The organism is Rathayibacter sp. SD072 (assembly GCF_017355185.1).
GTDB lineage: Bacteria > Actinomycetota > Actinomycetes > Actinomycetales > Microbacteriaceae > Rathayibacter.
On the sequence record NZ_JADILJ010000073.1, the window covers coordinates 1 to 12,467 of the forward strand.

A 12,467-nucleotide genomic window follows, 5' to 3' on the forward strand; every position below is an offset into this window, starting at 1 on the left:
TGGACGAGCGGGTGCTGCTCGACGAGCTGGTCGCGCGCCGGTCGGTGCTGACCGGGCGCTGAGGCCCTAGGCGCTCGCGAGCCGGGTGGCGACACGTCTGCGCCGCAGATCGAGGAGGGCGACGACTCCGGCCGCGACGCAGAGCACCGCGACGACCGGAGCGACGAGGTCGAGGGCGAGCTCGAGCCCGAGGGACGTCGCCAGGGCGCCGGCGGCGATCGCGACGGCCGCCTGGCCGAGGTAGCTCACGAGGTACACGGCCGAGATCATCGAGCCCCGGTGCTCGGCGGGGGCCGCCTGCCCGACGAGCGCGAGACCGCCCGAGAAGCTCAGCGAGTAGCCGACTCCGCTGACCACGCTGAAGGCGAGGAAGAGGGCGAAGGATCCGCTCGCCGCAGCCCCCTCCATCAGTCCGAGGCCGCCGATGGCGGTGATCGCCCCGCTGATGATGGCGGTGTGGGCGGGGACCCGCTGGATCGCGAGCGCGGTGATGCCGATGACGATCGAGGACAGGGCGAGAGCGGAGCCGATGACGAGCAGATCGGTCGCGCCGGTGAGCTCGCGGGCCATCTGCGCGCCCAGCGAGAGCACGAGCGCCCCGGTGGCGTAGGCCACCGACACGGCGAGCGTCGCCCCGGCGTACGCCCTGCGCAGTCCCACGGGGACGTGGGGGAGCCGGGGCCGCCAGCGCCGCGAGCCTGCGGGACGGTCGTCGCGGGTGAGTGCGAGGAGCACGAGTGCCACAACGCCCACCAGGGCGAGGACCCAGTAGCTCAGCTGCAGGGGCAGCGGCGCGTACTGCGCCAGGGCGCCCGAGAGCAGGAGCGAGAGCGTCAGCCCGGTGGCGGTCGACACCGTCGTGAGCGACGAGGGCAGCCGGGGGTTCGCCGAGATGTTGTCGTCGACGAGGGAGGCGCTCGCCGCACTGAGCGCGAGCGCGGTGCCCACGCCCTGCAGGGCGCGGCCGACGTAGAGCAGCGCGACTCCGCTCGCCAGCGAGAAGGCGATCGCCGAGACCGCGATGAGCGCGACTCCCAGCAGCATCGTGCGCCGGCGCCCGATGACGTCCGAGAGATCGCCGACGACGAGCAGGCTCAGCAGGAGCGCGGCGGGGTAGGCGGCGAAGACCGAGGTGACGACGACAGGGGCGAGATCCCACTCGGCGGCGTAGCTCGGGTAGAGCACCGACGGCGCGCCGCTGGACCACAGGCAGAGCGCGAGCACCAGCGTCGAGACCCAGAACGCTCCGCGGCGCCCGAAGCGCGTCATGCGCGGGAGCGATCGGCTCCGCGGGCGCCGCTCACGCCGCTGCGGCGCGCAGCACGCGGCGCTCGCCGGCGGTCACCGGGACGCCGAGGCGGTTCTGCGCCGGGGGGAGCGGGCAGTTGTAGTGCGGCGAGAAGCCGCACGGCGGGATGTAGGCGCGGTTGAAGTCCAGGAGGACGGGACCCGGCGTGCCGGCGTCGGCCGCGCCGCCCAGGCGCTGCACCACGAGGAAGCGGCCCACGGGGTAGCTCGCGAGCTCCGGGTCGTCCGAGCGGTTCGTCGGGTCGCCGAAGGGGACGAGCAGCGTGCCTCCGTCGTCGAAGGCCGCCACGGTGTACTCGCGGGCGCTGCCGTCGTCGACGAGCGAGAAGGTGATGTCGCCCGGGACCACGAGCTCGCGCGTCGCGCCGTTGTCGCGCAGGTGCTCGAACGGGATGGTGCGGTCCTCGTCGACCGGCTCGAACCAGGCCTCGAGCACCCAGGCGGCGTCGAACGGGAAGGTCTCGATCGCGTCGAACGAGCGGATGCCCTCCGAGGCGGCGTCCCACACGCGGTAGCCGTACTCCTCCTCGCCGGCGTCGAGGCTCGGCCGGCGCATCCGGGTGAGGGTGGCGGTGGGGCCGTAGCCGGCGAGCGCCGCTTCGTCGTCGACGCTCTCGCCCGGATCGAGCCAGCGGGTCTCGACCAGGGCGAGGTCGCCGCGGGGGCCGGTGACGCGCTCGGCGCGGCGGGCGAGCCACGACTCCCAGCCGGCGCGGGCCGACTCCGTGGTGTCGATCGAGGCGCGGGAGGGGGCGGTGATGCTGCTGCTCGTCGGAGGCATGCAGCGTGCAACGCGCGGGCGCCTCGAAGTGTTCCCGCGGCGGGTCGAGCAGATGAGACGCCTCTCATCCTCGTCTCACACCGGCCTTACGCCCCGTCGGGAGGCTGTGGGCACGGGTCGAGGATCCGCCGTGTCCCCCGGGACGCGAACGCCGCTCCGAGGGGAACGCCATGGTCATCCGCATCGCCCTGTACTCGCACGACTCCGTGGGGCTCGGCCACGTCCGGCGCAACGTCGCACTCGCGCACGCCCTGAACACCGCGCTGCCCGAGCTGCTCGGCGAGGAGGTGACCGGGCTGCTGGTCACGGGGCAGTCCTCGGCCACCGCGTTCGCCGCTCCCGACGGCTGGGACTGGCTGGCGCTGCCCGGGGTCACCACCGGCGACCAGGGCTACCGCTCGCGTCACCTGGACGTCGAGCTGCGCACCCTCACGAGCCTGCGCGGAGGGGTCGTCCAGGCCGGGCTCGCCGCCTTCGCCCCCGACATGGTGATCGTCGACCGGCACGCGTTCGGCGTGCACGGCGAGCTCGAGCCGGCGCTGCGGGCGGTGCGCGCGGCGAACCCCGCCGCGGTCGTCGTGCTCGGGCTGCGCGACGTGCTCGACCGCCGCTCCGCGACCTCGGCCGAGTGGAAGGCGATCGGCGGAGCGGCCGCCGTCCGCGAGCTCTACGACGCCGTCTGGGTCTACGGCGACCCGACGGTGCACGACCCGACGGCCACGGGCGAGATCCCGCCCGGGCTGCACGACCTCGTCGCGCACACCGGCTTCCTCGCGAACGGACGGCTCGGCGCCGGTCACTCCGTCGTCGAGGAGCCCTTCGTCCTCACCACCGTCGGCGGAGGATCGGACGGCCGCGCGATCGCCGAGGCGGCCGTCGCGGCCGAGGTGCCGGCGGGCTACCGGCACGTCGTCGTCACCGGGCCGCAGATGCCCGCCGAGCACCGCCGCGCGATCCGGGCCGCCGCCGGGCCCTCGACCACGGTCGTCCGCTCGGTGCCGGATGCGCTCGCGCTGCTGCGCCGCGCCTCCGCGGTGGTGAGCATGGGCGGCTACAACACGGTGTGCGAGGTGATGAGCACCACCGCCCCCTCGCTGGTGGTGCCCCGAGCGCACCGCAGGCAGGAGCAGAGGCTGCGGGCCGAGGCGCTCGCCGCTCGCGGAGCCGTCGAGGTGCTCGAGCAGGACGACGTCACCGCCGAGTCGCTCGGCGCCTGGTTCGCCGCGCGGGTCGGCACCCGGGTGCACCGCTCGGGCATCGACCTCGACGGACTCTCCGCCGTCGGCCCGCTCGCCGCCCGGCTCGTCGCCGCCGCCCGCGGCACCGCACGCAAGGACGCCGACCGTGCCGTCTGAGACCCCCGCCCCGAACCTCCCAGGAGCCCCGATGACCCGCACCGCCTACGTCCTCAAGGTCTACCCCCGCTTCTCCGAGACCTTCGTCGTCTCGGAGATCCTGGCTCGCGAGGCCGCAGGCGAGGACCTCGTGATCGTCTCGCTCCGCGCGCCCGACGACCCCCGCTTCCACCCCGAGCTCGCCCGGGTGAGCGCCCCGGTCCGCTACCTCGACAAGCCTCTCAAGGCGTCCGCGCTCTGGCAGGGGCTGCGGGCCGCCGAGCAGTCGCCCGAGCTGATGGAGTCCGTCGCGCGCCTGCTGCCCGAGCTGCTGCGGGCGAGCCCCGAGGACGCCTCGCAGGCCGTGCAGCTGGCCGCCGCCGTGCAGCGCGAAGGGGTGACGCACCTGCACGCGCACTTCGCCTCCAGCGCCACGACCGTCGCCCGGCTCGCGTCGCTGCTGACCGGGGTGCCCTACTCCTTCACGGCCCACGCGAAGGACCTCTTCCACGAGTCCGTCGACGCCGCCGACCTCCGGCGCAAGCTCGCCGACGCGAGCTTCGCCGTCACGGTGAGCGACTACAACGTGCTGCACCTCGCCGCACGGTTCCCCGGAGCCTCGCACCGCGTCCGCCGCGTCTACAACGGCCTCGAGCTCGAGCGCTTCGCCTTCTCGCCGCGTCCGGCGCGCACCGGCGTGCTCCGGGTCGCCGCGGTCGGCCGGCTGGTCGAGAAGAAGGGCTTCGCACTGCTCGTCGACGCCGTGGCGATGCTCGCCGCCGGCGGGCAGGACGTCGAGGTCGAGATCGCGGGGGGCGGCGAGCTGCACGACGCGCTCGACGAGCGGATCCGCTCCGCGGGCCTGGAGTCGCGCGTCCGGCTCCTGGGTCCCGTGCCGCAGAACGGGGTGGCCGCCCTGCTGCGCCGCTCCGACGTGTTCGTCGCGCCGTGCATCGTCGGAGGCGACGGCAACGCCGACGGGCTGCCGACCGTGCTGCTGGAGGCCATGGCGACGGGAGTGCCGTGCATCTCGACCGCGGTCACGGGGATCCCCGAGGTGATCCGCGACGGCGACACCGGGATCCTCTGCCGTCCGGGCCGCGTCGACGACCTCGCCCGAGCGCTCCAGCGCGTGGCCGACCCGGCGTTCGACACCGCCGGCGTCACCGCTCGCGCGCGGGCCCTGGTCGAGAGCGAGTTCGATTCACGGGTCCAGGCCCGCACCCTCGCGGCCCTGACCCGCGACGCCTCCGCGGCGGAGGTGGCGTGATGCGCGTCGCCTTCGTCTGCGCCGACCCCGGCGTGCCCGTGTTCGGGAGCAAGGGCTCCTCCGTCCACGCCCAGGAGATCCTCCGCGCCCTCCGCTCGCGCGGCGACGACGTGCGCGTCTACTGCGCCCGCGCCGGCGACAGCGTCCCGGCCGACCTCGCCGACGTCCCCGTGCTCGAGCACCGCACCCGGGTGCAGGATCCGGCCGAGCGCGAGCGCGCGGTCGCCGCCGCGGCCGTGCATCTCGCCGAGGCGGTCCTGCTCGACGGGTGCGACCTGGTCTACGAGCGCTACTCCCTCTTCAGCCGCGCCTCGGCGCTCGTCTCGGTCGGGCTCGGCGTCCCCGCGGTCCTCGAGGTCAACTCGCCGCTGATCGACGAGCAGCGCGAGCACCGCGTCCTCATCGACGATGACGAGGCCCTCGACGCCACCCGCGCGGTCCTCGCCGAGGCGGCGGTCGTCGCGTGCGTCTCCGCCCCGGTGGCGCGCTGGGCCGCCGAGCGCGGCGCCCGTGCCCCGCTCGTCGCCCCCAACGGCGTCAACACCCGGCGCATCCTCGAGGCCCCGTTCCGCGACGGCCACCCGCTCACCGTCGGCTTCGTCGGCACCCTGAAGCCGTGGCACGGAGTCGGCACGCTGCTCGACGCGGTCGCCCGCCTCGATCCCGCGCTCGTCCGCCTCGTCGTGGTGGGGGACGGACCCGAAGGCCCGGCGCTCCGCGAGCAGGCCGACCGCCTCGGACTCGACGTCGAGTTCACCGGCGCCGTCGCCCCCGAGGACATGCCCGGGCAGCTCGCCCGCCTCGACGTCGGGGTCGCACCGTACCCGGCTCGCTCCGCCGAGGACTACTTCTCGCCGCTGAAGGTCTACGAGTACCTGGCGGCGGGGCTCCCCGTCGTCGCCTCGGGCGTCGGCCAGATCCCGTCGATCCTCGAGCACGGGGTCACCGGTCTGGTCGTCGCTCCGGGGCGGGCGGAGGCGCTCGCCGCGGCGCTCGCCGACCTCGCGGCCGATCCCGCCCGCCGCCGCGCGATGGGAGCCGCCGCCCGCGCCGTCGCGGTCGCCGAGCACGACTGGTCCCGGGTGCTCGGGCGGATCCTCGACGCCCTGCCCGACGCCCAGGAGGCCGCCGCATGAGCCGCGCCGGCCGCACCACCCCCGACCCCGGTGCGCTGCGCCGCAGCCTCCACATCGTGCGCCCGCACCTGCGCGAGCACCGCCTCCTGATGCTCGGCGGACTCGTCGCGCTGCTGGCCGAGGTGATCCTCCGGGTGCTCGAGCCCTGGCCGCTGAAGATCGTGATCGACAGCGTCAGCGCGAGCCTGGGCGCCACGGCCGGCGCCAACGCGGGGACGCCTCCCGCGACGATCGGCCTCCTCGTCGGGTGCGGAGCGATCCTGCTCGGCCTGGTGGGCCTGCGCGCGATCACCGCGTACCTCTCGACGATCGCCTTCGCCCTCGTCGGCTCCCGCGTCGCGACGTCGCTGCGCGCCCGCGTCTTCGCGCACGTGCAGGCCCTGTCGCTGCGGTACCACACCGTGTCCTCGGCGGGCGACACCGTGCAGCGCCTCGTCGGCGACATCGGCCGACTGCAGGAGGTGGCGGTCACCGCCGGCCTCCCGCTGGTCGGCAACGTCATCACGCTCGTCGTGCTGACCGTCGTGATGCTGTGGCTGGATCCGCTGCTCACGCTCGTCGTCGTCGGCGCGGCGATCGTCTACCTCGTCTCCTCCCGGCGCAGCTCGTCGTCGATCACCAGCGCCTCGCGCTCCACCCGCAAGGGCGAGGGCGCGCTCGCCGACACCGCCCAGCAGACGCTCGGGGCGATCCGCGTCGTGCAGGCCTACGGACTCGAGAAGGAGGTCGGCGGAGCGTTCGACCGCGGCAACGCCACCGCGCTGCACCAGGGCGTGAAGGCCCGCCGTCTCGCCGCCGCGCTCGAGCGCCGCACCGACGTGATCGTGGGAGTCGCGACCGCACTGGTCCTCACCGGCGGCGGCTGGCGCGTGCTCGAGGGGCAGATGACGCCGGGCGACCTCGTCGTCTTCACGATGTACCTCAAGATCGCCATGCGCCCGCTGAAGGACCTCGCCAAGTACACGGGCCGCATCGCGCGCGCCGCGGCCTCGGGGGAGCGGGTCGCCGATCTGCTCGACGAGGAGATCGAGGTGCGCGACCGCCCCGGCGCCCGGCCGCTCGTCACGACCGCGGGTGCCGTCTCGTTCGAGGCGATCGGAGTCGACGACGGCTACGGCCGCCCGCTCTTCACCGACCTGTCGCTGCGGATCGGCGGCGGCGAGAACGTGTGCCTGCTCGGCGCCTCCGGAGCCGGCAAGTCGACGCTCGCGAGCCTGCTGGTGCGCGCGTCCGATCCCCGTCGCGGACGCATCGCGATCGACGGCACCGATCTGCGCGACGCGACCCTGGCGAGCCTGCGCGCGAGCATCTCGCTCCTGCTGCAGGACTCGGTCCTCTTCGCCACGTCGGTCCGCGAGAACATCCGCTACGGGCGCCTGGACGCGACCGACGCCGAGGTCGAGGAGGCGGCGCGGCGCGCGAACGCGAGCGACTTCGTCGAGGCGCTGCCCGACGGCTTCGAGACCGTGCTCGGCGAGCGCGGCGGCACCCTGTCCGGCGGCCAGCGCCAGCGCATCGCCATCGCCCGGGCGCTGCTGCGCGACGCCCCGGTCGTCGTCCTCGACGAGGCCACGACCGGGCTCGATCCCGAGGCGCGGGCCCAGGTGGCGCAGTCGCTCGCCGAGCTCACCCGAGGCCGCACGACGATCTCCATCACGCACGACCCCGCCGCGATCGCCGGCGCCGACCGCCTGCTCTGGCTCGAGGACGGCCGCATCGTCGAGGACGGGACCCCCGAGGAGCTGCTCGGCAGCGATTCCCGCGTCGCCGCCTGGTTCCGCCGCGCCGCGGTCCCCGGGACGACCGAGGAGGTGCGCGCATGACGCCCGGCACGGAGGCGGCCGTCGCCCACCTGGCCCGTCGCGACCCGTCGCTCCCGGCCCTCGCTCAGCTCCTCGACGCGCGGCGCCTCGACGACGCCCTGGGCGTCGCCGTCCGCGTCACCCGTCGGCGCTGGAAGCGCGGCGCGGACGTCGTGGTCGCCTTCGACGCCGCCGCCGGCCCGGGCTGGATCGCCTCCTACGCCGATCCGGCCAAGCTCGACAAGACCCGGGAGCGCGCACGGCGCATCGGGGTCGTCCTGCGCGAGCACCCCGAGCTCCGCGCCGTGAGCGGCCCCGTGCGCGCCGATCGCGAGCTCTCGCCGTCGGTGCGGCGCCTCGAGCGGCTCGAGCCCGGACTGATCGAGCGCGCCCGCCTCCTGCGGCACAACCCGCACCGCCGGCTCGTCGTGGCCGAGACGTCGCGCGTGGTCAAGATCGTGACCCCCGGAGCGGCCGCGTCCGTCGTGGAGGTCGCGCGCGTGCAGCGCGCCCTCGCCGACCGGGGCGTCCCCGTCCTCGTCCCCGCGGTGATCGGCTCCGGCGCCTCCTCGACCCCGTGGTGGGGCGACGGCGATCTGACCGAGCGCCCCTCGGAGCTCGGCGCGGCCCGGGCGGGGACCGCCCTCGCAGGGCTGCACGCCGTGCGGGGCGTCCCCGTCCCCGCGGGCTCCGGCGACGAGGTCGCCTCCGCGGTCCGAGCCCTCGTCGATCTCGTCCCGGATCTCGCCCCGCGGCTCGAGCGGCTCGCGGCCGGTCTCGCCGGCGCGGGCCGCCGCTCCGCCGTCGTGCACGGCGACTTCTCCGCCGACCAGGTCCTCGTCGGCGACGGTGTGCGCCTGATCGACTTCGACCGCGTCCGCGCCGACGAGCCCGAGCGCGATCTGGGCGGGCTCCTCGCGGCGGAGCCGCCGTCCTCCGCGCTCGGCGCGGCCCTGCTCGAGGCGTACCGCGCCGCCGGGGGAGTGGTCGACCCCGCCGCCCTCCGCCGCCGCACCGCCTCGGCCGTGCTCCTGCGCGCCGTCGAGCCGTTCCGCACCGCCCTGCCCGACTGGCGGGAGCGCGTCGAGGCCGCCCTCGCGCGGGCCGAGGGGGTGCTCGCGTGCTGAGCGCGGTGCCCGCGGAGATCGTCGAGGACGGAGTGACGTGGACCGTCACGCGCGCCTGGCCCGCTCCCGACGGCGCCGATCTCGAGGCGCACGCAACCGGCTCGCCCGACGTCCGCGGCGGCCGCTGGAGTGCCTCGGGCGGGATCCGGCTCCTGCCCGCCGGCACCGACCGCCGTCTCCCCGCCCTCGAGTCCGCCCGCCGGGAGGGCTCCGTCGTCGTCCACCGCCCCGGCCGTCGCGCCGTGGTGCGCTCGGCCGACGGCGGGAGCTTCCTCAAGGTGCTGCGCCCGCACGCCGCTCCCGGAGTCGTGGCCGCCCACGCGAGCGCCGAGGTCTTCGCGGCAGGGTTCGATCTGCCCCGGGTGCTCCACCGCGCCGGCGACCCGGAGGGCCTCGTCCGCTTCGCCGCGCTGCCCGGGCGCACACTGCTCGAGGTCGGCTCCGATCCGCGCACCACGTCGGAGCAGTGGCGCGCGGTCTGGGAGCGCTGGGCCCGGGGGTGGGCGCTCCTGCCCCCGGCTCCCGCCGAGCTGCCGGAGCACGGGCCGGCTGCGGAGTCCGGCGTCGTCGCGACCTGGGCCGCGCACGCCGCGACGCAGCTGCCCGCGCACGAGCGCGCCGGCGTGCTCGCGGCGGCCGCTCGCGTGTCGGAGTCGCTCGTCGCCGCCCCCGCCGAGCCGCTCGTCCTCGCGCACCGCGATCTGCACGACAAGCAGCTCCTCGCCGCCGAGGACGGATCCCTGGCCCTGCTCGACCTCGACACCGCCGCGCGGGCCGAGGCCGCGCTCGATCTCGGCAATCTGCGCGCGCATCTGCGGCTGCGCACCGCGCAGGGGCTGCTGCCGCCCGAGCGGGCGGTCGAGGCCGCCGCGATCGTCGACCGCACCGCCGAGCGGGCCGGAGTGCCTCCGCACCGCCTCGACGCCCACGACACGGCGGCGCGACTCCGCCTCGCCTGTCTCTACCTGTTCCGACCGGCCTGGCGCCCGCTCGCCGCCCGGTCGCTCGCCCGCACCACCGGAAGGATCCTCGCCCCGTGAGACCATCGACACCGAACCCGTTCCGCCGCTCGACCCGCACCGGCACGACCCCCGAGGAGACGCCCATGGCCCGACGCGGTCCCGTCCTGCTCGCGGTCGGCGCGGCCGTCTGCCTCGCCGCGATCATCGGAGGCGCCGTCACCGTCGCCGGCGCGATGCAGCCGCCGCAGCAGGTCACCGAGATCGGCTCCACCCCGGTCGTGGGCCCGAGCCGCGCCCCCGGGGCCGACGAGACGCCGACCGGGGGTCCGAGTGCCGACCCGGGCACCGCGACCGATCCCGGGACGGCGACGGACCCCGCCGCGACGCCCGCTCCCGTCGCGCCCTCCGCCGAGCCGAGTCCGCCCGCTCAGCCGAGCGGGGGCACGGCCCCCGTGCCGGTCGTCCCGGTCCCGGCCCCCGCGCCCGCCGACGGCGACGACGGCGACGACGAGGACACCGACGATCCGGACGACGACGTCGACGACGACACCGACGACTAGCCCGGGGCGTCAGCCCACCATCCGGTACCCCATGCCGCGCACCGTCTCGATTCGGTCGGCGCCGATCTTGCCCCGCAGGTAGCGCACGTAGACGTCCACCACGTTCGAGCCCGGGTCGAAGTCGTAGCCCCACACCCGGCTGAGCAGCTGCTCGCGGCTGAGGACCTGCTCGGGGTGGCGGAGGAACTCCTCGGCCAGGGCGAACTCGCGGGCGGACAGGTCGATCGTCCCGCCCTCCACCGTCGCCCGGCGCGACCGCAGATCCAGCGTCACCCCGCCGTGCACGAGCGTCCCGTCGTCCTCGCCCGCACCGGTCGCGGCGGCCTCGCGCAGCCGCAGCCGGATCCGCGCGAGCAGCTCGTCGAAGCGGAACGGCTTCGCGAGGTAGTCGTTCGCGCCGAGATCGAGCCCCTCGACGGTGTCGGTGACCGAGCTGCGGGCCGTCAGCATGATCACGGGGAGCGTCGACCCCTCCGCCCGCAGCGCCCGCAGCACCGCGAACCCGTCCAGCCCGGGCAGTCCGACGTCCAGCAGCACCAGGTCGAACGGGGTGCCGCGGAGGTACGACAGCGCGTCGTCCCCGCGGGCGGCGCGCGTCGTGGTGTACCCCGCCGCCCGCAGGCCCTTCTCGACGAAGGCGGCGATCCGCTCCTCGTCCTCGGCGATGAGGATCGTGCTCACTCGGTGCTCCCTGTCCTGTCGTCGGTGTCGTCGTGCGGATGCCGCTCCAGCGGCAGCGAGAGGGCGAAGCGGGTGCCGCGGCCGGGCACCGAGTCGAGCTCGACCCGGCCGCCGTGCGCGCGGGCGATGGCCGACACGATCGCGAGGCCGAGACCGGAGCCGCGGATCCCGCGCCCGTCGTCGACCCGGCCGAAGCGCTCGAAGATCCGGTCGCGCGCGGCCGGCGGGATGCCGGGCCCCTCGTCGGTGACGAACAGCTCGACCCGGTCGCCGCGCCGCTCGCTGCCGAGGACGATCGTCGACCCCTCCGGGCTGTACTTCGCCGCGTTGTCGGCGAGCTGCAGCCAGGCCTGCGTCAGGCGGGCCGCATCGGCGTCGATCCGGACCTCGGCGACGGGCCCGGAGCGCCACCGGGGCCCGGGGATCACCGAGACCTTCGCGAGCACCTGGCGGGTCAGCTCGCCGATTGCGGTGGGCTGCGGGGCGAGGCGGTCCTCGCGCTCCGCCTCGGACAGCTCCGCGATGTCCTCCAGCAGGTGCCCCATCCGGTCCAGCTCGTCGAGCGCGATCGCCCGCGTCGACTCGACGTCCTCGGGATCGCGGGTGTCGACGAGCTCCAGGTGCCCGCGGACGATCGTGATCGGCGTGCCGAGCTCGTGCCGCACGTCGGCCAGGAGCCGGCGCTGCGCCTCGAACGAGCCCTCGAGCCGGCCGATCATGTCGTTCACCGTCCGGGTGAGGTCCGAGACGTCGTCGTCGCCGGCGACCGGGATCCGCTCGCCCAGGTCGGTCGCGGTGATGCGCGAGGCGGTCCGCCGCAGCTCGCGGATGGGGGAGAGGAGCCGGCCGGCGACGAACCAGCCGACCAGCCCCGTCGCGGCGAGGGCGACCAGGGCGATCACCGCGTAGCTGAGCGAGACATCGCTCAGATCCGACAGCCGCGCGTCGGTGTCGATCGCGGTGACGAAGACGCCCTCGGTGCCCGCGCCCTCCACCCGGAGCGGCACGGCCGCGTACCGCAGGGTCCCGTCGTCGGTCTCGCCCCAGCCCAGCACGGTCGCGCCGGCAGCGGTCTCCTCCGACACCCGGTCCAGGAACGCGGCGTCGTCGTCGAGCAGGAAGCTGAGGGCGTACGGCTGCGGCTCCCAGCGCGCGACACCGTCGACGAGTCCCACCGTGCTCCCGTCGAGCCGGGGCAGCACCTGCCCGAGGACGGTCCGCAGCAGGGCGTCCATGTCGGTGAAGCCGGAGCCGTCGGTCGGCGCCGCGGTGAGGGGAGCGTCGTCCGGCTCGACGACCACCGCCTCCTCGGGCGATTCGACGATGGTGCGCACGCTCTCGACCTGCTGGCGCAGCTCCTCGTCGATCGACGCCAGGATCCGGTCGCGCTGCAGGAGGAATGACGCGCCTCCCGAGACGAGGAGCCCGAGCGCCGTCACGACCAGGATCGCGGCCAGGATCCGCACCCGCACCGATCGCAGGCGCCGCACGGGCGCGGACGCGGGT

General features: G+C 75.6%; 11 protein-coding genes. 7 read left to right on the plus strand and 4 right to left on the minus strand.

The features are described from left to right. Positions 1-66 precede the first annotated feature (66 nt). Together IOC53_RS17810 and IOC53_RS17815 are read right to left on the minus strand one after the other, a co-directional pair. Positions 67-1,269 (minus strand): MFS transporter, encoded by a 1,203-nt coding sequence (locus tag IOC53_RS17810; protein WP_207407845.1) that lies wholly within the window; start codon positions 1,267-1,269, stop codon positions 67-69. Between the two features lie 31 nt (positions 1,270-1,300). Next, positions 1,301-2,089, minus strand: coding sequence for a DUF1684 domain-containing protein (locus IOC53_RS17815; RefSeq protein WP_207407846.1), 789 nt, complete (start codon positions 2,087-2,089; stop codon positions 1,301-1,303). 170 nt (positions 2,090-2,259) lie between these two features. On the opposite strand from IOC53_RS17815, the gene IOC53_RS17820 reads away from it, so the two are divergent. From IOC53_RS17820 to IOC53_RS17850, 7 genes are read left to right on the plus strand one after another with little or no spacing between them, the layout of a single operon-like run. Next, positions 2,260-3,444 carry a glycosyltransferase family protein gene (locus IOC53_RS17820; RefSeq protein ID WP_207407847.1) on the plus strand — a complete coding sequence of 395 codons (1,185 nt, stop codon included), beginning with the start codon at positions 2,260-2,262 and terminating at the stop codon, positions 3,442-3,444. Positions 3,445-3,475: 31 nt separating this feature from the next. Next, entirely contained in the window at positions 3,476-4,693 is a 1,218-nt protein-coding gene (locus IOC53_RS17825) for a glycosyltransferase (RefSeq protein WP_207407848.1), read from the plus strand. Then, positions 4,693-5,829, plus strand: coding sequence for a glycosyltransferase family 4 protein (locus IOC53_RS19340; protein ID WP_207407859.1), 1,137 nt, complete (start codon positions 4,693-4,695; stop codon positions 5,827-5,829). The genes IOC53_RS17825 and IOC53_RS19340 overlap by 1 nt, the downstream gene beginning before the upstream one ends. Next, positions 5,826-7,652 carry an ABC transporter ATP-binding protein gene (locus IOC53_RS17835; RefSeq protein WP_207407849.1) on the plus strand — a complete coding sequence of 609 codons (1,827 nt, stop codon included), beginning with the start codon at positions 5,826-5,828 and terminating at the stop codon, positions 7,650-7,652. Before IOC53_RS19340 ends, IOC53_RS17835 begins: the two co-directional genes overlap by 4 nt. Beyond that, the gene (locus IOC53_RS17840; RefSeq protein ID WP_207407850.1) at positions 7,649-8,758 is read left to right on the plus strand and encodes a phosphotransferase family protein; all 1,110 of its coding nucleotides are present in this window, start codon (positions 7,649-7,651) and stop codon (positions 8,756-8,758) included. The genes IOC53_RS17835 and IOC53_RS17840 overlap by 4 nt, the downstream gene beginning before the upstream one ends. 5 nt (positions 8,759-8,763) lie before the next feature. Beyond that, positions 8,764-9,798, plus strand: coding sequence for a hypothetical protein (locus IOC53_RS17845; RefSeq protein ID WP_207407851.1), 1,035 nt, complete (start codon positions 8,764-8,766; stop codon positions 9,796-9,798). Further along, positions 9,795-10,280 carry a hypothetical protein gene (locus tag IOC53_RS17850; RefSeq protein WP_207407853.1) on the plus strand — a complete coding sequence of 162 codons (486 nt, stop codon included), beginning with the start codon at positions 9,795-9,797 and terminating at the stop codon, positions 10,278-10,280. The genes IOC53_RS17845 and IOC53_RS17850 overlap by 4 nt, the downstream gene beginning before the upstream one ends. Before the next feature lie 9 nt (positions 10,281-10,289). Here IOC53_RS17850 and IOC53_RS17855 read toward each other — a convergent pair whose 3' ends face one another. Both IOC53_RS17855 and IOC53_RS17860 read right to left on the minus strand, forming a co-directional pair. Next, positions 10,290-10,961, minus strand: a complete 672-nt coding sequence (locus tag IOC53_RS17855; RefSeq protein ID WP_207407855.1) for a response regulator transcription factor — start codon at positions 10,959-10,961, stop codon at positions 10,290-10,292. Then, the coding region (locus IOC53_RS17860) for a HAMP domain-containing sensor histidine kinase (RefSeq protein ID WP_207407857.1) at positions 10,958-12,467 on the minus strand (1,510 nt) is incomplete at its 5' end. The genes IOC53_RS17855 and IOC53_RS17860, both read right to left, overlap by 4 nt.